General features: G+C 63.1%; 20 protein-coding genes and 1 tRNA gene. 17 read left to right on the forward strand and 4 right to left on the reverse strand.

Features of this window, described 5'->3' with window-relative positions; genetic code table 11:
• Positions 1 to 29: 29 nt before the first annotated feature.
• The 17 genes from ACWFSR_RS02555 to ACWFSR_RS02635 all read left to right on the forward strand — a co-directional run bounded on the left by ACWFSR_RS02555 (position 30) and on the right by ACWFSR_RS02635 (position 16617).
• On the forward strand, positions 30 to 1118 hold the full coding sequence (locus ACWFSR_RS02555; protein ID WP_447522990.1) for a TadA family conjugal transfer-associated ATPase: 1089 nt from the start codon (positions 30 to 32) through the stop codon (positions 1116 to 1118).
• Complete coding sequence (locus tag ACWFSR_RS02560; RefSeq protein ID WP_447522991.1) at positions 1115 to 2032, forward strand: type II secretion system F family protein; 918 nt, start codon at positions 1115 to 1117, stop codon at positions 2030 to 2032. Before ACWFSR_RS02555 ends, ACWFSR_RS02560 begins: the two co-directional genes overlap by 4 nt.
• Before the next feature lie 104 nt (positions 2033 to 2136).
• Positions 2137 to 2418 carry a DUF4244 domain-containing protein gene (locus ACWFSR_RS02565; RefSeq protein WP_447522992.1) on the forward strand — a complete coding sequence of 94 codons (282 nt, stop codon included), beginning with the start codon at positions 2137 to 2139 and terminating at the stop codon, positions 2416 to 2418.
• A 16-nt stretch (positions 2419 to 2434) separates the two neighbouring features.
• A complete protein-coding gene (locus ACWFSR_RS02570) occupies positions 2435 to 2770 on the forward strand; it encodes a TadE family type IV pilus minor pilin (RefSeq protein WP_447522993.1) in 336 nt (111 codons plus the stop codon).
• Positions 2767 to 3168 carry an Rv3654c family TadE-like protein gene (locus ACWFSR_RS02575; RefSeq protein ID WP_447522994.1) on the forward strand — a complete coding sequence of 134 codons (402 nt, stop codon included), beginning with the start codon at positions 2767 to 2769 and terminating at the stop codon, positions 3166 to 3168. The genes ACWFSR_RS02570 and ACWFSR_RS02575 overlap by 4 nt, the downstream gene beginning before the upstream one ends.
• 82 nt (positions 3169 to 3250) lie before the next feature.
• Positions 3251 to 6142: a type I DNA topoisomerase gene (topA, locus tag ACWFSR_RS02580; protein WP_447522995.1), complete on the forward strand. Its 2892-nt coding sequence runs from the start codon at positions 3251 to 3253 to the stop codon at positions 6140 to 6142.
• Position 6143: 1 nt separating this feature from the next.
• Entirely contained in the window at positions 6144 to 6773 is a 630-nt protein-coding gene (gene tmk / locus ACWFSR_RS02585) for a dTMP kinase (protein ID WP_197110407.1), read from the forward strand.
• Between the two features lie 9 nt (positions 6774 to 6782).
• The gene (locus tag ACWFSR_RS02590; RefSeq protein WP_197107883.1) at positions 6783 to 7949 is read left to right on the forward strand and encodes a DNA polymerase III subunit delta'; all 1167 of its coding nucleotides are present in this window, start codon (positions 6783 to 6785) and stop codon (positions 7947 to 7949) included.
• Entirely contained in the window at positions 7946 to 9487 is a 1542-nt protein-coding gene (locus tag ACWFSR_RS02595; protein WP_447522996.1) for an alpha/beta hydrolase, read from the forward strand. Before ACWFSR_RS02590 ends, ACWFSR_RS02595 begins: the two co-directional genes overlap by 4 nt.
• 16 nt (positions 9488 to 9503) lie before the next feature.
• Positions 9504 to 11072 carry an alpha/beta hydrolase gene (locus ACWFSR_RS02600; RefSeq protein ID WP_447522997.1) on the forward strand — a complete coding sequence of 523 codons (1569 nt, stop codon included), beginning with the start codon at positions 9504 to 9506 and terminating at the stop codon, positions 11070 to 11072.
• A gap of 79 nt (positions 11073 to 11151) precedes the next feature.
• Positions 11152 to 11224: transfer RNA gene (locus ACWFSR_RS02605), tRNA-Thr, on the forward strand.
• An 89-nt stretch (positions 11225 to 11313) separates the two neighbouring features.
• Complete coding sequence (locus ACWFSR_RS02610; RefSeq protein ID WP_447522998.1) at positions 11314 to 12087, forward strand: lysophospholipid acyltransferase family protein; 774 nt, start codon at positions 11314 to 11316, stop codon at positions 12085 to 12087.
• 215 nt (positions 12088 to 12302) lie between these two features.
• On the forward strand, positions 12303 to 13157 hold the full coding sequence (locus tag ACWFSR_RS02615; RefSeq protein WP_447522999.1) for a hypothetical protein: 855 nt from the start codon (positions 12303 to 12305) through the stop codon (positions 13155 to 13157).
• 45 nt (positions 13158 to 13202) lie between these two features.
• Positions 13203 to 14627, forward strand: coding sequence for a D-alanyl-D-alanine carboxypeptidase (locus tag ACWFSR_RS02620; RefSeq protein WP_447523000.1), 1425 nt, complete (start codon positions 13203 to 13205; stop codon positions 14625 to 14627).
• A 47-nt stretch (positions 14628 to 14674) separates the two neighbouring features.
• Positions 14675 to 15259 carry an isochorismatase family protein gene (locus ACWFSR_RS02625; RefSeq protein ID WP_197107850.1) on the forward strand — a complete coding sequence of 195 codons (585 nt, stop codon included), beginning with the start codon at positions 14675 to 14677 and terminating at the stop codon, positions 15257 to 15259.
• A gap of 7 nt (positions 15260 to 15266) precedes the next feature.
• Positions 15267 to 15815, forward strand: a complete 549-nt coding sequence (locus tag ACWFSR_RS02630; RefSeq protein WP_447523001.1) for a hypothetical protein — start codon at positions 15267 to 15269, stop codon at positions 15813 to 15815.
• 1 nt (position 15816) lies between these two features.
• A complete protein-coding gene (locus ACWFSR_RS02635) occupies positions 15817 to 16617 on the forward strand; it encodes a TrmH family RNA methyltransferase (RefSeq protein ID WP_197107847.1) in 801 nt (266 codons plus the stop codon).
• 129 nt (positions 16618 to 16746) lie between these two features.
• Here the strand turns inward: ACWFSR_RS02635 and ACWFSR_RS02640 are convergent, their stop codons facing one another.
• The 4 genes from ACWFSR_RS02640 to ACWFSR_RS02655 form a co-directional block, all read right to left on the reverse strand.
• Positions 16747 to 18618, reverse strand: a complete 1872-nt coding sequence (locus tag ACWFSR_RS02640; RefSeq protein ID WP_447523002.1) for an ABC transporter ATP-binding protein — start codon at positions 18616 to 18618, stop codon at positions 16747 to 16749.
• Between the two features lie 215 nt (positions 18619 to 18833).
• A complete protein-coding gene (locus tag ACWFSR_RS02645; RefSeq protein ID WP_447523003.1) occupies positions 18834 to 19193 on the reverse strand; it encodes a hypothetical protein in 360 nt (119 codons plus the stop codon).
• 22 nt (positions 19194 to 19215) lie between these two features.
• Positions 19216 to 19581 carry a DUF202 domain-containing protein gene (locus tag ACWFSR_RS02650; protein WP_447523004.1) on the reverse strand — a complete coding sequence of 122 codons (366 nt, stop codon included), beginning with the start codon at positions 19579 to 19581 and terminating at the stop codon, positions 19216 to 19218.
• Entirely contained in the window at positions 19578 to 19958 is a 381-nt protein-coding gene (locus ACWFSR_RS02655) for a YidH family protein (RefSeq protein ID WP_197107834.1), read from the reverse strand. The genes ACWFSR_RS02650 and ACWFSR_RS02655 overlap by 4 nt, the downstream gene beginning before the upstream one ends.
• Positions 19959 to 19963 lie beyond the last annotated feature (5 nt).

The raw sequence follows: 19963 nt of genomic DNA on the forward strand, positions 1-19963 counted from the left end.
TGCAGTCGGAGTCTCCTTAGCGTTGCCCTGTGACTACGACTCCTTCGCACCCCGACATTGTTCCTTTCGTTGCTCGGCGACGGTTTACGGCTGAGGCCACCCCTACAGCCAGTGCACAGGCGCGGGGCGTTTCTGGAGCGGGTGGCGGCGCTGGCCTCGGCTCTGGGGTGGCAACCGGGGATGCAATGACGCGGGCACTCCACGAGTTCGGCCCATTAGCCCCCTACGTTGGGCGCCCGAACACCACCGACGTGTTCGTCAACGGCGCCCAGAATGTCTGGATCGACCGTGGCGGCGGGCTCGAGCTCGTCGGCGATGTCGGCATGACCGAAGCAGATCTCCGTGCGCTCGCCATCCGCCTCATTAATCTCGGTGGGCGCCACGTCGACGAAGCGACTCCGTGTGTGGATGTTCGGCTCGCCGGTGGCGTGCGCGTACACGCTGTTCTCCCTCCCATCTCCGCCACCGGCACCCTGCTCTCAATCCGTGTGCCCAGCCGAGAACCGTTGGGGCTAGCAGAACTCGACTTCGCAGGCTTCTTTAACGAGGTGCCGCTGCAGCGAGTGAAAGCCCTCATCGACGGGAGGGAGAATGTGCTCATCTCGGGCGCATCGGGAGCCGGAAAAACCACGTTTCTTGGCGCACTGTTGGCGGCGGCATCCGACACCGAGCGCATCGTCGCTATCGAAGATGTCGCGGAGCTGCGCGTCGAACACCCACACTTTGTATCGCTCGAGGCGCGTCAAGCCAACCTCGAAGGCGCCGGCGGCTACGGGCTGCCCGCGCTGGTGCGCGAAGCTCTGCGAATGCGCCCCGATCGGCTCGTCGTCGGCGAATGTCGGGGCGCTGAAATCCGCGAACTCCTGAGCGCGCTCAACACCGGCCACGATGGCGGTGCCGGCACGCTGCACGCCAACTCACTGAAAGACGTACCAAGCAGGCTCGAAGCGTTAGGGGCGCTCGCCGGATTAGACGCGACCGCCATCGCCCGCCAAGCCGTCAGCGCCATCGGTGCGGTGCTGCACGTCGATCGCATCAATGGCCGTCGACGCCTCACCCACCTTGGCCGGCTCGTGCTCGACGACAACGACCGCCTCGCGATCGCCGAAATCGAATGAAACGCCCGCCATCGCAACTGCCCGACGTCGCCAGCATCACCCAACGGCTGGCCGTACTGCTGCACGCCGGGCTGACTCCCACTTCGGCGTGGCAGCACGTCGCGCGCGGCCGCGCCGCGTCAAGCGTGGCGGCGGCGGTAGCGGTGGAAGGCAGCGATCCGGGAGGGGCGCCAGAACGTATTTCCCGGGCATCCGCTGGTCTGCCAGCGTTGGATCGGCAAGCGTGGAACTCGCTTGCCGCCGCCTGGTTTGTCGCCGGTCAAGTCGGGGCCCCGCTGGCCGGTGCGCTCCGAACCCACGCGCGGGCGTTGCGGATGCTCGTGCACATCCAGCGCGAAGTAGCCACGGCCCTCGCTGCCCCCGTCGCCACAGCGCGCATGGTCTTGGCGTTGCCCGCCGTCGGGCTCATCTTTGGAGCGCTACTGGGTTTCGACACCCTGGGAGTGCTCTTCACGACACCGATCGGGTGGGGGTGCCTAGCGGTCGGCGGTGGGCTCATCGTGATCGCTGTGAGGTGGAACAACAGGCTCGTGCGGTCGGCGACGCCCACACACGCAGCGCCCGGTCTCGAGTGCGAACTGATGGCCGTTGCGGTCTCAGGTGGTGGCTCACTCGTGCAGGCGCGAGTTGTTGTGACGCAGGCCCTGGAACGCTTCGGGTTGCCCGGGGACGGCGCCCACCTCGACGAGGTGCTGCAACTCTCTCAGGAGGCCGGGGTGCCTGCCGCTGAACTCTTGCGGGCCGAAGCCGATGAGGTGCGGCTGACGGCCGACGCGGATGCTCGTGCTGGTGCCGCAGCGCTCTCGGTGCGGCTCATGCTCCCGCTCGGGCTGTGCGTGCTCCCGGCCTTCATGGTGCTCGGAGTGCTGCCGCTCATGGTTGCGGTCATCTCATCCACCGTTGCCGGATTCTAGCGATGTTCCACACATCGGGCCGCGCTGGGTCGCGAGACTCCCACGCTCGGCAGGCTGGAATCACTCGGCCGCAGACTGCGCGACAGCGCACGAAGGAGTACCTCATGAATGATCCGCACCTTGTTCCCTTGCCCACTCTCGAACCGGGCCGTGCCCGCCGCCACCGGTTCGGTGGCGACGCGGGGATGTCGCAACGTGCGCGCCAGTTCCGTGCCCGCGTGCGCACCCGCCTGCGCTCCGAGCGCGGCGCAGCAACCGCCGAGTACGCCATCACCACTCTGGCCGCCGTCGGTTTCGCCGGACTGCTCGTCGTGATTCTCCGTTCCGGAGAGGTGCGCGGCATGCTCACTGACCTTGTGCGCAATGCGCTCTCGATCCCGGCGTGATCGAGCACGAGCAGCGATGAACGAGCGTGGCAGCGTCACCGCAGAGTTTGCGTTGGCGTTGCCCGCTGTCGCCCTCGTCCTCGTGTGCTGTCTCAGCGGGGTGCAACTCGCCGGGCTGCAAATCCGGTTGCAGGATGCGGCAGCTGTGTCAGCACGCAGCCTCGCTCGCGACGAAAGCTCCGGCACTGTCGCGGCTACCGCATCCGCTCTGGTCACGTCAGCACGGCTCAGTTCCCATCAGCGCGACGGCCTCGTGTGCGCCACGGTGAGCGCCCCCGCGCGCAACGCACTGCTCGGGCTGCTTCCGATCACGCTCAGTGCCACCAGCTGCGCTCTCGCGGGAGGCCAATGATGGCCACATTGCAGGCAGGCGCTGGGGCGACGGTGTGCGCTGCGCGTCGCCGGCTGAACGACGAACACGGTTCGGGCACCATCCTCATGGTCGGTCTCATCGCCACCGTTATCGCCGTCACTGCCCTCGTCATCCCTCTCTATTGGGCGCTCAGTGTGAGGCACGCGCTTGCCGGGGCGACCGACGCTGCCGCGCTCGCCGCAGCCGACACCGCGAGCGGGCTCATCGCTGGCTACCCCTGCGACAATGCGACGCGGCTCGCGAGTGCTAATGACTCCCTTATAGAGGACTGTGTGGTTGATGGGCGTATCGTGACAGTTACCGCTAGTCGCCGCATCCTCGGCATACTGGTCACAACGAGCGCCACAGCAGGGCCACCCCCAACCAGGGCGGATTAGGCAACTGAGCGGTCGGTGTGTGTATTGTGTCGCTGATAGTGGCGCTGCCACCGGTCAAGTGCGTCATCACCCAAGGAGTCCCGTGTCTGGCACCAAAAAGCTTGTCATTGTCGAGTCGCCCACCAAGGCCAAGACGATAGCCAAGTATCTCGGTGACGACTATGACGTGCTCTCGTCCGTCGGTCACATTCGTGACCTTGTCGAACCCCGCAACCTGCCACCCGAACTCAAAAAGGGCTCCCTCGGCAAGTTCTCTGTCGACGTCGACAACGGCTTCGAGCCCTACTACGTGGTCTCCGACGCCAAGAAGAAAACCGTCGCCGAACTCAAGAAGGCGCTCAGCGGAGCGAACGAACTCTTCCTCGCAACTGATGAGGACCGCGAGGGTGAGGCCATCGCGTGGCACCTCCTGCAGGTGCTGAAGCCCAAAGTTCCTGTGAAGCGCATGGTGTTCCACGAAATCACCGAAGACGCCATCGAAGCGGCCATTAACAACACCCGCGACGTCGACACCGCCCTCGTTGACGCTCAAGAAACCCGCCGCATCCTCGACCGCCTCTACGGCTACGAAATCTCGCCTGTGCTCTGGCGCAAAGTCGGCCCCGGCCTTTCCGCTGGCCGCGTGCAGTCCGCCGCGACCCGCCTTGTTGTCGAGCGTGAACGCGAACGCCTCGCCTTCATCACCGCCAACTACTGGGATCTCATCGCCCAGCTCTCGCCCGACAGCGAAACCAACGGCTTCGAATCCAAGCTCGTGCGCCTCGACGGCAAGCGCGTTGCTGCCGGCCGGGACTTCGATGACCGCGGAAACCTCAAGGGCGAAGCAGTAGCGCTCGACGAGAAGGCTGCCCAAACTCTCGCAGACGCACTGCGGATGCCGAGCACCACCATCACCGTAAAAACGGTCGAGACTAAGCCGTATACGCGTCGCCCTGCAGCGCCCTTCACCACCTCAACGCTGCAGCAGGAGGCCGGCCGCAAGCTGCGCTACTCCGCCCGCCAGACCATGAGCGTTGCCCAGTCGCTGTACGAAAACGGTTACATCACCTATATGCGAACCGACTCCTCGTCGCTCTCGCAGCAGGCCATCACCGCAGCCCGTACCCAAGCCGTTGCGCTCTACGGTGCAGACGCTGTGCCCGACAAGCCCCGCGTCTACGCCAGCAAGAGCAAGAACGCTCAAGAGGCCCACGAAGCTATTCGCCCCTCGGGAGATACCTTCCGCACGCCAAGCGAACTTCAGTCGACGCTGCGCGGAAACGACTTCAAGCTCTACGAACTGATCTGGAAGCGCACCGTCGCCTCGCAGATGGCTGACGCCAAGGGTTCAACGGCATCCATCACGATCGCTGCCGGCGAAGCTCCCGTTGCCGAATTCTCGGCCAGCGGAACCATCATCACCTTCCGCGGCTTCATGCAGGCCTACGAAGAAGGCCAAGACGAAGAGCGCAACGCCACCGCTGAGCCCAAGGAAGCGAAACTGCCTCCGCTCAAGGAAGGCCAGACCCTCACGCTTCTCGACATCGAAGCGAAGGGTCACGAGACCAGCCCGCCCCCGCGTTACACCGAAGCAAGCCTCGTCAAGAAGCTTGAAGAACTCGGCATCGGTCGCCCGTCGACCTACGCGTCGATCATCTCCACGATCATCGACCGCGGCTACATCACGCCGCGCGGCCAGGCACTCGTGCCCAACTGGATTGCGTTCTCCGTGATCCGTTTGCTCGAAGAGTACTTCGGCGACCTCGTGCAGTACGACTTCACTGCGGGCATGGAAGACGACCTCGACCGCATCGCTGGCGGAACTCAGAACCGCGTTGAATGGTTGCAGTCGTTCTACTTCGGTGACGAGAAGTACCGTGGCCTTCGCACTGTCATCGACAACCTTGGCGAAATCGATGCCAAGGAAATCAACTCGATGAAGCTCTCGGATGACGTGACGCTGCGCATCGGAAAGTACGGCCCCTACCTGGAGACCCCCAGCGACGACCCGGAGAAGCCGCGTCGGGTCAACATCCCCGAAGCGCTCGCGCCCGACGAGCTCACCCTTGCCAAGGCGATCGAACTGATCGAAGCTCCCGTCGTCGGCGACCGTGTTATCGGTGTCAACCCGGAGAACGGCAAAGAGATCGTGGCGAAAGATGGCCGGTTCGGCCCCTACGTCACCGAGCTCGAGCCAGAGCCCGAACCTGTTCCCGAGCCCGTCGAAGAGATCGATCCCAAGACCGGCGAAGTGAAGAAGGCCAAGAAGCCTAAAAAGGCTGCTGTTGTGAAGCCGCGCACGGCATCCATTTTCAAGACCATGGAGCTCGACGCGATCGACCTCGACACCGCGCTCAAGTTGCTCAGCCTGCCTCGCGTCGTCGGCCTCGACCCTGAAACAGGCGTCGAAATCACCGCGCAAAATGGACGCTACGGCCCTTATCTCAAGAAGGGTGTCGAAACCCGATCGCTCACGAGCGAAGACCTCATCTTCGACATCGACGTTGCCGGTGCCGTAGAGCTCTACGCCCAGCCCAAGTACGGCAACCGCGCAGCATCCAGTGCTCTCAAAGAGTTCGATGCTGACCCGGTCAGCGAGAAGCCGATCAAGATCAAGGATGGCCGTTTTGGTGCGTATGTAACCGACGGAACCACCAACGCCACTATCCCGCGCGGCGAAACCGTCGAAGACGTCGACTTCGAGCGTGCCGTTCAGCTGCTCGCCGACAAGCGCGCGAAGGGGCCGGTCAAGCGCAAGACGGCTGCGAAGAAGCCGGCTGCGAAGAAGCCTGCCGCGAAGAAGCCAGCGGCCAAGAAGCCAGCCGCCAAGAAGCCAGCCGCCAAAAAGCCGGCAGCGAAGAAACCAGCAGCGAAGACAACTGCGGCTAAAACAACTGCAGCGAAGACGACGGCCGCTAAAACCGCTGCCGCCAAGAAGCCTGCAGCGAAAAAGCCTGCTGCGCCCAAGGCCGCCGCCGCTACTGAAGCGGAGTAGCGTGCCCGGATTGTTTATCACTCTCGAGGGCGGCGATGGCGTCGGTAAGACGACGCAATCGCAGCTTCTCGTGAAGTGGCTTGAAGAAGCCGGTCACACCGTTATCGTGACCCGCGAACCCGGTGGCACTGATCTTGGACTTGAGCTGCGCGAAATCGTGCTGCACCGCCGTGGCGACATGGATCCGCGCGCCGAAGCGCTCATCTATGCCGCTGACCGCGCTCACCACATCGCGACGCTCGTGCGGCCAGCACTCGAACGTGGCGAGATTGTCGTTCAGGATCGCTACATCGACTCCTCTGAGGCCTACCAGGGTGCGGGTCGAGTTCTCGGTTCTGACGAAGTGCGTGACCTCTCGCTGTGGGCTACGCAGAACTTGCTTCCCGACGTGACAGTGCTGCTCGATCTTGATTCTGCCGATAGCCGCAAACGCCTTGACAGCGCTCGCACTCGCTATGACCGCCTCGAAGCAGAGAAGCAAGAATTTCACACCCGGGTGCGCGAAGCGTTCCTCGAGCGTGCCGCGAAAGAGCCTGACCGCATTCTTGTGGTGGATGCCGCCCGCAGCGTGGACGACATCGCCACGACGATCCGTGAGCGCATTCAGAACCACCTCCCGCAACCCGCCTAGACTGAGCGCATGTCGTTGTGGGAAGGCCTGACGGGCCAAGCTGAAGCGATCGCCGTTCTTGAGGCCGCTGCCTCATCATCGGCGTTAGGCAGTGCAGGTCAGTCGTCGATGACGCACTCCTGGTTGATCACGGGGCCGCCCGGATCTGGCCGCTCCAATATTGCCTATGCCTTCGCTGCTGCGCTGCTTGGCACACGCGGTGATGAAACCGAAGAGTCGGTCTACAAGCAGGTTGTCGCGCGCACGCATCCTGACCTCGGTGTGCTCAGCACTGAACGCGTCATCATCTCGATTGATGAAGTGCGCAAACTTGTCGCGTCATCACAGTTTTCGCCGTCGGTCGGTCACTACCGCGTCATGATTATTGAGGATGCCGACCGCATGGTCGAGCGCACCTCCAACGTTCTGCTCAAAGCACTCGAAGAGCCGCCACCGCGCACCGTGTGGATTCTGTGCGCGCCCAGCGAAGCAGACCTCATCCCCACCATCCGTTCGCGCGTGCGCAGCGTTCGCCTCCGCACCCCCGCGATCGAAGACGTCGCCCAGCTGCTGCAAGACCGCGATGGCGTCGCACCCGACATCGCCCTTCGCGCGGCGCGGGAAGCCCAAAGCCACATTGGCATGGCCCACCGTCTCGCAACCAATTCAGAGGCCCGCGAACGACGCGAACAGGCGCTGACAACGGTGCTCAACATCCGCACCGTCTCAGACGCTGTGATCGCCGCCGCCCTCTTGCTGGAGCTGTCGAAGGCGGATGCCACGGCCCTCACCGAGGAAAAGGACGCCCACGAACGCGAGTCAGCGCTTCGCTCGCTCGGTGTTGCCCCCGGCGGCACTATCCCGCCGGCGCTGCGGGTGCAGCTCAAGAATCTCGAAGAAGACCAGAAGCGCCGGGCGACTCGGAGCCTCCGTGACGGCATTGACCGCATCATGGTTGACCTGCTGTCGCTCTATCGCGACATTCTGTTGACCCAAATCGGTGCCCCGGGAGAACTCATTAACCTCAGCATCATCAACAACATCACGGCCGTAGCGAACCGCACGACAGCGCCAGCGACGCTCGCCATCATGGATGGCATTGCTGAAGCGCGCCGTCGTATCGAAAGCAACGTTGCTCCGGCGCTCGCCCTTGAGGCGATGCTCGTGAAGGTTGCTGTATCGGGGCGCGGCGCATGACCGGTCGCACCTCCCGGGTCTTCGGGGTGACTGCGGTCGCGCTGGCTGTATCGCTCGTCTTGAGCGGCTGTGTTTCTTGGTTCATGCCACCGGCATCCGGCACAACGTCGACGCCGACGGAAGAGGCTGTCGCGCCGAACCTGACGAAGTTCTACCACCAGGTGCTCGAGTGGGCGAGCTGCGGAGACGATCTGCAGTGCGCTACCGCTATCGCGCCGGTGGATTGGGAAAGCCCCGAGGGAGACACGATCGAGTTAGCCCTTGTGCGTCAGACCGCACGCGGCAACGACCGCATTGGGTCGCTGCTGGTGAACCCCGGCGGTCCGGGCGGTTCCGGCTTCGATTTCGTTGCCGACAGTGTGGATTACGCCACCAGCGAGGCGCTTCAGTCCCAGTTCGATGTGGTCGGTTTTGACCCTCGGGGTGTGAATCGTTCGACGCCGGTGTCGTGTTATTCTGACCCGGCTGAGCTCGATGAGTACATTTATGGGATCACCCCGGGCGAGAAGGGCAGCGACGAATGGATTGCCGCGGCGACCGATGCCTCCGCTCAGTTTGCTCAGCGCTGTAGCGAAGAGACGGGGGAGCTGTTGGGCTTCGTCGATACCCCCAGTGCTGCTCGCGACCTCGACATGCTGCGCGCTGCCCTGGGCGATGAGACGCTCAACTATTTGGGCTACTCCTACGGAACGTTGCTCGGCCAGGTCTATGCCGAGTTGTTCCCGGAGAAGACCGGGCGACTTGTGCTTGACGGTGCTGTCGACCCCGAGGCATCCGAATTCGAGGCCACTAAGGCGCAAGCGGAAGGCTTCGAGGGTGCGCTTGACGCGTTCTTGGCTGACTGCGCTGGTGCGAGCGATTGCCCGTTCACCGGTTCGGTGGAGCAGTCGCGCACAACAATTCGCACGCTGCTCGACCGCCTCGACGCGAGCCCGCTCACGAATGCTGACGGCCGCAAATTGGGCAGTGCAACCATGTTCACGGCGATCATTTTGCCGCTGTACAGTCAAGATAACTGGGCGTATCTTCGCCAACTTTTCGACTCGGTAATGAGGGGCGACGCCAGCATCGCCTTCGATTTGGCCGACAACTACAACGGCCGCAGCGCTGACGGCACATATGCCGAAAATCAAACAGAAGCGTTCATAGCGATCAATTGTTTGGATGCCCGTGAGCCGGCCGATAACGACAGCATGCGTGCGCGGGCGGCTGAGCTTGCCGTCGCGGCGCCGGTCTTTGGTCCGCAGATGTCGTACGGTGACCCCGGTTGCGCGAACTGGCCTGTTGAGGCGAAGCGGGACCGCGTGGCCATTGCTGCCCCTGGTGCGGCCGACATGTTGGTGATCGGCACGACGAATGACCCGGCGACGCCCTACATCTGGGCGCAAACTGTTGCCGACAACCTCGATTCGGGTCACCTAATCACCTACAACGGTGAAGGTCACACGGCGTATAACAAGTCGAATGAGTGCGTCAACGCGGCGGTAGAAGACTTTCTCCTCAGGGGTGAAGTTCCGAGCGCCGATCCGAACTGCTAACCGCTAGGCTCATGCGGTGAACTTCATCGCCGCCGCCCCAGCCTCTCGCGCTCGCAGGTTTGCCCTTGTGGTGCCGGCTCTCGCACTCACCCTCGTTCTGAGCGGGTGCGCGAACCTTTTCTCGGGGCTTTTCCCGCAGACGTCGGAGCCGACGGGGGAGACCGTGTCGGAGGAACTCGCTCCCTACTACGAGCAGGTTCTCACGTGGGTTGATTGCGATAACGGCGCTCAGTGTGCGACGGCAATTGCTCCGATGGATTGGGCAAACCCTTCTCCGGAAACTGATATCGAGATCGCCATGGCCCGCCATCAGGCGACCGGGCAAAGCATGGGCTCGCTGTTCGTGAACCCGGGTGGGCCGGGCGCATCAGGTTTTGATCTCATCCACGACGATGTCGATTTTGCGGTGAGTGCGAACCTGCGCGAGAACTACGATGTGATCGGCTGGGACCCTCGCGGGGTTGGCCGTTCGACTCCCGTGACGTGCCTCGACGACGCGGGTCTCGATGACTTCATTTTCGGTATTCCGGATTCAGCGGTTGGCAGTGACGAGTGGCTTGCCGAGAGCGAGCAAGCGGCCATCGATTTCGGCCAGGCGTGCCTCGAGAACACGGGCGAGATCCTCCAATTCATTGACACTCAGAGCACAGTGCACGACCTCGATATGTTGCGCGCGATTGTGGGCGACGAGAAGCTGCAGTACTTGGGTTACTCGTATGGCAGCGATATTGGTTCGTATTACATCGAGAATTTCCCCCAGAATGTCGGCCGCATTGTGCTTGACGGCGCCACCGATTCGTCGATTTCGGTGTTCGAGGTCGGGCGCGTTCAGACGACCGGTTTTCAGCGCGCGCTCGAAAACTATTTGGCGGCCTGCCCGACGTCATTCGATGACTGCGCGTTCACCGGCGGAGTGGATGCTGCCTTAGCGACGATCCGCGAACTCTACGACCGCTATGACGCGAATCCGATTGCTGCCCCTGATGGACGCATGATGGATGCCGGAGTGCTCGATATCGCCATGAGTACAGCTCTTTACTCTCAGGATTCCTGGCCGTTCCTGAACGATCTTTTTTCGGAGGCGGCACGGGGCGAAACGGATACCGCTTTCTTCCTTGCCGACTTCTATTACAGCCGCGACATTGACGGCAGCTACACCGACAACTCACTCGAAGCGTTCATCGCGATCTACTGCGTTGATTACCCCGTGGAGACTGACCCGGCGGTGCTCGTGAAGCAGCAGGAACTCATGCGCGAGGCCTCGCCAACGACGTACCGCGAGTTTCCACCAACGGGGGATCTGACCTGCCTGAACTGGCCGTACAAATACATCGGGCCCGAGATCACCGAGCTGACCGGTGAAGGGGCACCGCCCGTACTGATCATCTCCACCACGGGCGACCCGGCGACGCCCTACGAGTGGGGAGTTGCCCTCAGTGAGCAGCTGCAGAGCGCCCAACTCATCACCTACAACGGTGAAGGACACACTGCCTACAACGGTGGTGTCGGCTGCATCGACGGGGCTGTCGACGCCTATTTCATCAACGGCGTCGTGCCTAACGACGATCCAAATTGTGACGCATAACGGCCAGTTGGCGTTGTGGGCTTTCGGGCCCGAAAACTTCGGCTAAGCTATCTTGCTGTGCCTCATGAAAATGTGGCCGGCCGCCTTAGCTCAGTTGGTAGAGCATCTCACTCGTAATGAGAAGGTCGTCAGTTCGATTCTGACAGGCGGCTCCGTTCACTCACGAGGGTCAGAGAAATCTGGCCCTCGTTGTGCGTTGTGGTGGCGGCAAACTCTCATACCGGAGTCTTAAGCTGGGGGTATGAAGTACCGCAACGAACCCATCTACACAGCAGCCATCGGCGCTGGCCGCGCCATGTTCGGCGCGCTTCGCGTGCGGCGCACCGTCATCGGATCGCAGAATTTGCCCGCCGAGGGTGGGGCCGTATTCGCGATGACCCACTTCGGTTACCTCGAATTCGCGCTCGTCGAGTGGGCGTTATGGCTGCACAATCACCGTCGCATTCGATTCATGGCGAAGAAGAGCGTGTTCGAAAAACGCGTGGTCGGTTCGTTCATGCGGAACATGAAGCACATCCCCGTCGATATGAAGGCTGGCGCTAACGCCTACGCCTCCGCGGTTACAGCGCTGCGCACCGGGGAACTCATTGGGGTGTTTCCCGAAGCCGGAGTGAGTGCATCCTTCACCATCCGCGATTTCAAAACTGGTGCTGTGCGTTTGGCGGCAGAGGCAGGGGTTCCTGTGATCCCCATCGCGCTGTGGGGTGGGCAGCGCCTCATGACGAAGAACCGCAAGATCACGTTGCGTGAACGCGTGGGCATCCCGATCGTGATGGTCGTCGGGGACCCGATGATGGTTGCGACGACGGATGACGCGACTACGGCAACCGCGCGGCTCAAGAGAACAATGGAGGGGCTGCTCGAAACGGCACAGAAGGCCTACCCCCTCGACGGCACAGGTCAGTGGTGGCAGCCGCGGCACCTCGGCGGAACTGCGCCGACGCCAGACGAGGCGGCAGTGGCCGATGCCGAACGTGATCTGCGACGCGCAGAAGCGGCACGTAAACACAAATAAGGCACCCATTGTCCCCAGCGCCGATAGTGGCAGTCTCGGGCCACGAGGGTGTCCCCCAAACAGAGGATAGACCCGTCACCCAGACCCCCCATTAACGGGTATTTCCCCATGTTTCCGGGGTTTTTCCCTTGTGGAACGCTGCGTTCGCGCCTAGCTTTGGCAGCAGGAAGCAGAGGGGTCTGCATCCTATCTATTCGTCTGGGGGGCGATTTTTCATGGGGAGAGTTCCGTTCTTAACGGCCTTAGTTACCGTCGTAATTGTTGGAGTAGTACCGTTCGTCGGGGGAGGCGGACCTGGTCTTACTGACAGTGCAACCGCTAGCGCCGCCGCACGGTCGCCGCTGTTTGCATCTACCGCCACAGCGCCGCTCGAAGAGTCGGTCGATGTCGTCGCGATTGCCAGTATCGAACGCGTCACCGAAGAGTCACTGGCTGCAGCAATCAAGGCTGAAGCTAAGTCGCTGACCACTGACTCCGAGCACCTCGCTCAGAAGGCCGTGCCGAAGCCGAAGCCGATCGTTGTCGCATCGACGGGGACCGCATCCGTTGAGCAGATCCGTGCAGCGTACGCTTCCGCAGGCCAGTCCTGCCCGGGCAATGTTGGTGGCGGCGTCTCTGGCGCGCCAAGCCGTAGCTCATCACAGGGTGTCGCCGGCACGACTTCGGGCGACCTTGCATCCTTCGCCTATGCCTACAATTCGATCCGCGTTGCTAACTGCTTGCAGCCCATCGCGCTGTCGAACTTCCGCTACGACTCCTGCATGGAAGAGCGCCTCTTCTGGATGGCAGAATCGCCAAGCTCGAACCCGCTCGACGGCTGGGGCCACAACGGCACCACGCGCTCCGACGGTGTTGCCGCTCGTGGTTGCGATGGAAACCTTGCTGGCGGTTCGGGAAACAGCGGCGCCACTGTCGCATCCAAGTGGTGGGAATCATATTCTCACCGCGCATCGCTTTACCGCCCCGGTGTCAGCACCGGTGGTGCCTGCATCGCCTTTGCCATGACCCATGGCGGAATCGATGAGCCCTATAGCTTTACCCGCGCTGCAGCACGATGGACGTACTGCTAGGCCCACTCGAAGCGCTGGGTTGGAACATCCGGGTACTATAACCGGGTGACTGATTCAGCCAGTAGTGAGCCAAAAGCGCCGGGAGGAATACGCGCGTTTATAACTCAGCACCCCACCGCATCCACGGTGACGGTTGCGGCGGTTGTATTCGTACTACTCGCAGTAGTAGCAGTATTCGCCGGAATTTCGGTTGGCTCCGCTAACTCGGCAGTTGATGTCACCCCAGACGAAGTCACTGCAGAGCAGCGGAGCCAACCGGATGTTACCCCCGGGGCGATCGCGGTGCGCACGTGTTCTGTTGACCCACTTGCTACGGTCGCGACCTTCCCCTCGCTTGTCGGCGTAGTGACGGATGCCGCTACGGGCGACGTGCTGTGGGGCCGTTCTGCCGACAAAGCGGCCAGCCCCGCGCACATCGTGACGGCGATGACGGCGGCTGCAGCGCTTCAGGCTCTTGGCGCTGACACCCGTATCAGTACCAAAGTTGTCGACGGTTCATCAGCTGGCGTGATCGTGCTGGTGGGTGGTGGTGACCCGACCCTCGCGACGACCAATGCGTCGTACTATCGTGACGCTCCCCAGATTTCAGATCTCGCCTCGCAGGCAATGACACGGTACGAAGAGCTTCATCCCGGTGTTCCGATCACCGAGATCGTGCTGGACTCCACGCTGTGGAACACGAGTGATGCCTGGGATTCCAATTGGCCCGAGCGTGAACGCACCGGCGGGTACCACTCGTATGTCACCGCGCTCATGGTGAATGGGGATCGCGCTGACCCCACTATTGCGATCAGCCCGCGCGGCACCGATCCCGTGCAGTCTGCTGGCCAAGCATTCGCTCAAGCCGCCGGTTTGCCCGCCGTCACGTTCTCGAACGGCGCCGCGGTCGGTTCCACCGTGCTGGCTGAAGTAAAGTCGCAGCCCATCAGTGTGCTCGTCGAGCAGATGCTGATCAGTGGCGATGACTCCTTGGCTGAGTCGCTTGCCCGCCTCGTCTCTAAGCAGCAGGGTCTCAGCGGCGCTGCAAGCACTCTGAACCAGGCCATCCAAAGCGTGCTGTCGGATGCCGGACTCGATGATGCCGGAAGCATCACCATCACTGATGGCTCCGGTTTGAGCCCCAAGAACCAAGTCCCGCCGCTGTTTGTCGCGCAGTTCATGGCGGCAGGGACATCGGGCAGTGGCGCAATCGCGACTGCGCTATCGATGCTTCCGGTCGGAGGCGAAAGCGGTGACCTCTACAACCGTTTTGAGGGTGATGCCGCTGCGGCATCCGGTCACGTGGCTGCTAAGTCGGGGTGGACCAACCAAGAGCACTCCCTCGGTGGCGTGCTATTTGCCGAGGACGGCACTCAGCTGGCTTTCGCGTTCTACTCGATCGGCGAGGGCATCTCCACCGACGCACGCACCGCGCTCGACAACCTCGTTGCCGGCGTCTATACCTGCGGAAGCAATCTCTCCAACTACTAGGGCGCTCTGCGCGGCCAGGTGCGGCCTGCGCGACTTAGACTGGCAGCGTGGTTGCTGCACTCTTCATCATTGATGTCCAGAACGATTTCACCGAGGGTGGCGCATTAGGCGTCGACGGCGGTGCCGCTGTGGCGGCCGGAATCACCGACTATCTGCGGGCCAATCCTGATCGCTACGACGTCGTGATCGCCTCCCGCGATTGGCACGATGCTGACAACAGCAACGGTGGCCACTTTGCGACGGATGCCGAACCCAACTTCGTCGACACGTGGCCGGTTCACTGCGTGGCGGGCACCCCCGGTGCGGAGTACCACTCCGCCCTCGATACTTCGCTCGTGAACGTGCACGTGCGCAAGGGACAGGGAGTTCCGGCGTACTCGATCTTTGAGGGCACGACTGACGATGATGAAACGCTGCCGGCGTTGCTGCAGCGCCTTGGCGTAGACACTATTGACGTCGCCGGGCTCGCAACCGACTACTGCGTTCTTGCTTCTGCTCTGGATGCCGCGGGTAGCGGCCGCGAGGTATCGGTGCTGACCGGGCTAGTCGCTGGTGTCGCCCCCGAGTCGAGCACGGCCGCTCTGGCCACGATGGCAGAGACGGGCATCACGCTCGTCTCTCACGAAGCGTGATGCGCGAATGACGGATTCTCCCGAAGAGCTTCAGCTTCCCGGCTTCATCGCCGAGTCTGAAGTTCTCCCGCCCAGCAAAGGTTTGGGCTGGCGGTTGCTGGCGTTGCTTGTGGGGCTGGGACTCGTCCTCGGGATCGCCGTGGCTGGTGGTGCCGCACTGTTTACCGCCATCTGGCCCACGACCGCAACGCTGTGCGATGCCTCTGATGGCACCTGCAGCGATGTGTCTCTTGACCAGATCGCCGAGTTCTCCCAGATCGACCTTCCGGCAGAAGCCGAGGTCGAGAGCGTGCAATATGCCACCGTTGAAGGCTCTTACGGGTTGCTCTACGCCACTGTCGTCTTGCCGGAGGGTGCTACCGACCCGCTGCGGTCCGGCGATTACCGGGTCGCACCGACGCTGTCGTGGGCAGCCGAAGCGGATGCGCTTGGGCTCGATAACCTCCTGCTCTACCAAGGTGTCGAGTCGGTCACTGGCCCCGGCTTCGAGGCCGCGAGCGGGCAGCGTGCCGATGGGCGAACCGTGATTCTCATTCGAGTGAGTCGGGAGCTTTAGTGTGCCCGTGATCCCCGTCACCGAGCTCAGCGATCCGCGGCTCGCTGACTACTCGCATCAGACCGATGTGGCGCTGCGCAAAGCACAGGGCACCGAACACGGTCTCTACCTTGCCGAGTCCACCCTCGTGTTGCAGCGCGCGTTGCGCTCGGGTCACCGGGTGCGCTCGGTGCTTGCGCTCGGCACCTCGGTTGACGAGATCGTCGAGCTCGTGGGCGACGACGTTCCCATTTTCACTGGCGACGGCTCGCTGCTCGCCGAGCTGACCGGCTACGTGCTGCACCGCGGCGTCATCGCGTCGATGCACCGCCCGCCGCTGCCGACGCCCGAAGCTTTGCTGGCGGATGCTCGCCGCATCGTCATTCTCGAAAACGTCGTTGATCCCACCAACGTCGGCGCGATCTTCCGCTCGGTCGCCGGCATCGGGGCGGATGCCGTACTCGTCACCGAGCAGTGCTCCGACCCGTTCTACCGGCGCGCGATCCGCGTCTCGATGGGGACCGTGCTGCAGGTGCCGTGGACCCGTATCGGCAACTGGACAGATACCCGTGCGCTGCTCACGGCATCCGGCTTTCAGATCGCGGCGCTAGCCCTCGAGGACGGTGCGGTGTCGCTGCGTGACTATGCGGCGGATGCTCCCGAGAAGGTCGCGCTCGTGCTGGGCACCGAGGGCCACGGCCTCACTCGCGAGGCCATCGATGCCGCCGATACGATCGTGCAGATTCCGATGCGTCACGGCATCGACTCGCTCAACGTTGCGGCGACCGCCGCGGTCGCGATGTTCGCGCTCGCGGTCGAGTAGCCGCTGCAGTAGCGCCGCAACAGCAGCGCCGCAACAGCAGCGCAGCAGCAGCACCCGCGTGCCTCCACAGCTGAGCGGGCCGCGCGCTAGCGGGCGGGCGCACAGCCGAAGCAGCGCACCCGCGAGCCGCTAGACGAGCAACTGGTGCTTAGCGAGGTCCTTGTAGAGCGGGGTCGACTTGACGAGCTCGGAGTGCGTTCCGACGCCCACAACCTTGCCCTTGTCGAGCACGACGATCTGATCCGAGTCGACGACTGTCGAGAGGCGGTGCGCGATCACGATGAGGGTGCGGTTCTCGGCGACAGCGTCGATGGCTTCGCGGAGCATTTGCTCGTTGAGGCCGTCCAAGCTGGAGGTCGATTCGTCGAGAAGCAGAATCGGGGGAGCCGCGAGCAAGGTGCGGGCGATAGCGAGACGCTGACGCTCACCACCGGAAAGCATCACTCCGTCTTCGCCGACAGCGGCATCCAAACCAGCAGGGTTGCGGTCGAGCACACCGGTGAGGTTCACCGCAGCGATGACGTTGACGCATTCTTCGTCGGTCGCGTTGGGCGCACCGATGAGAAGGTTTTGGCGGATGGTGCCGGCGAGCACGGGCGCATCTTGTTCGACGTAGCCAATTTGCGCGCGCAACTCTTCACGGTTGAGGGCGCGGAGGTCGTCGCCACCGAGACGCACAACACCGCCCGTTGGATCATAGAAGCGCTCGACGAGGGCGAGGATGGTGCTCTTGCCGGCGCCCGAGGGGCCGACGATAGCGGTGCGTTCGCCGCGCTTCACGGCGAAGCTGACTCCGCGCAGAACCGTGAGGTCGATCTCGTCGGCGGCAGCTTCGGTGCCTCCGTGCTTGAGTGAGGCCAGTTCCGTTTCGGCTTGCACGAGTACCGAGTCGCGGGGGTACGAGAATTCGACGTTGTCGAACGTGATGGCGGCATCCGATTCGATGCTGGCGACAGCAACCACGTCAGCGTCAGATTCGAGCTCGCTGGGCAGTTTGATGATTTCTTGGATGCGGCCGAGCGCACCGAGCGCCTGGTTGACCGCGGTGACGGCGCCGAAGGCTTGCCCAAGCGGCATGATCATGAGGAACAGGAACAGGATGAACGCGACGAGGTCGGCGATCTCAATGGCGCCGCTGGCCACGCGGTAGCCGCCCACGCCGAGCACGACGAGGAATGAGACCTGCAGGGCAATTCCGGCAATCGGAACAACGAGTGCCGAGATTTTGGCGACGCTGATGCCCATCTTCCAGGCGCCGAGAGCGTCTTCGTTCACGGCCTCGATTTCACGTTCGGTGGCGTTGGATGCTCGCAGCGTGCGCACGGCGGAGATCGCGCGCTCCACGGCTGCGGCCAGGTCGCCGACCTTGCGCTGAGCGCGCTGGCTGGCGACACGGATGCGCTTCGAGAGCGTCGTGACGGTGACCACGGCGATGGCGATCACGAGCACGGTGAGGCCGAGCAGCACGGGGTCGATGATGAGCATCGCGATGAGCGCGCCGATGAAGGTGATCGAGCCACCGATGGCTTCGACGAGTCCCTGTGTCAGCACCGCGCGCAGCAGAGTCGTGTCGCTGCCGACACGGGAGACGAGGTCACCGGTGCGGCGACGGTCAAATTCTGAGATGGGGAGGTTGAGCATCCGGCTCACCAGACGACGACGGCTCGAGAGCACGACGCCCTCGCCGGTGCGCTGGAGGAGGTAGTGCTGGTAGCCGCTGATGAGGCCGGAGATGACGACGAGGCCGATGAGCAGCCACACGAGAGTGCCGAGCGATTCGTCAGCCTCGACGCTCGTGATGACCTGGCTGACGAGCAGTGGTTGGGCAAGCGAAGCGCCGGCGCCGAGGATGCTGAGGATGATCACGAAGATCAGAACCTTGCGGTGCTCCAGCAGGTACGGGAACAGTTCGCTGAACTTGGCGCGGGGGCCGTCGTCGGGATTGTCGCGTGATCCAGAACGTCCGCGGCGAGGTGCAGAGGTGTGTGAAGTCGAGCTCATGAAGTTTCTCGTTGTCCCAAAAATGTAGGGCGGAGGTGCCGCGAGTGTTCAGCGACATCGGCATCAGCAATCAGCCTCTAAAACACTAAGCCTTCTGTCTGGGCGCTGCGTACAACATCCGGTGTATCTGTGCGGATGTTGCTACGCCGTTGGGTGGTGAAGGCACGCAAGCGGCGACGGGTGCCGATCGGCTGTGCAGCAGCGCGCCAGAGCAGTCAGGAGGCGATGGCGTTTCGAAGCATCTTCAGCGAGCTCGCCGCATCGTCGACCGAAAGGTGCAACTGCTGAAAGTGCTGGTTTCCCGCGATCGTGATCCGAAGCACGTCTCCCGAACCCGAGTAGTTCCAGAAGTGTCGCTCGCCGGCGGTGTGGAAAGTTCCGCACAGCCTGCCGCCGAAATCGAGACCGGGGCCACGCCATCCGGTTGGGATTCTGCTGGCGTGACGTTCGATCCCGGCATCACTGATGTCCGCTAGTTCGACGACGATGCTTTTTCTGAAGCACCAGACGCGGTCGAGGCCTCGCGGGGAGACGGTGAGAACTCCGTTCTCGATGCGAAGTGAGTTCCTGCTCATTCGGAGTCCTCCGAAGCTCTCATCACGACCGCAGCGTGGCGACTATACCGAGCGCGGCGAAGACCGCACCGACGACGGCGAGCACAAATACGGCAAGCGCCCACAAGAACAGCGGCGCAGCACTCGTGAGGCGAACGCGGTCGGTGGATGCTTGAACCAACGTTGTATGCACGGCGCGGTATCTGCGGTGGCCGACCCAGAACAGCACAGCGGTCATGATGAGGCCGAGAGCGGCAACGGCGTAGCTGCCGATGCTGACGGTGTTGAGCAGGAGGCGCGCGGAGACGAGTGCGGCAATGGCAAACGACAGCACGGTGCGTTGCCAGGCGAGGGCGGTGCGTTCCGCTTGCAGGCCGGCATCGAAGGGGCGGTCGAAGGCGCGCGTCACTGGAGGAGGATACCGATCGCGAGCAGCAGCCCGGCCACGACAACGCCGCCGCCGATGGGGCCAGCGAGGTTAGGGGAGGGCAGTGGGCGTCCGAGTCGCAGCGACTGCTCGGCCTTCATCCAGCCGAACCACGCCTGCATCGGGGCGAGTACGCCCAACAGAATCAGCAGCACGGATGCCCCGAGCCGGAACCCGGGAGCGATCGGCAATACGAATGCCTCCAGCGCGACACCCGCAGCGATAAGCGCGAGGGCGGTGCGAATCCACGCCAAGAACGTGCGCTCGTTTGCCAGGCTGAAGCGGGCATCCGGCTCAGTGCCGACGCCGTAGACGCGGCGCGGAAAGCGGCGAGGAGGCGGCTGTACTGGTTCGGTCACGAGCG

This window comes from Salinibacterium sp. NYA9b, assembly GCF_976973725.1.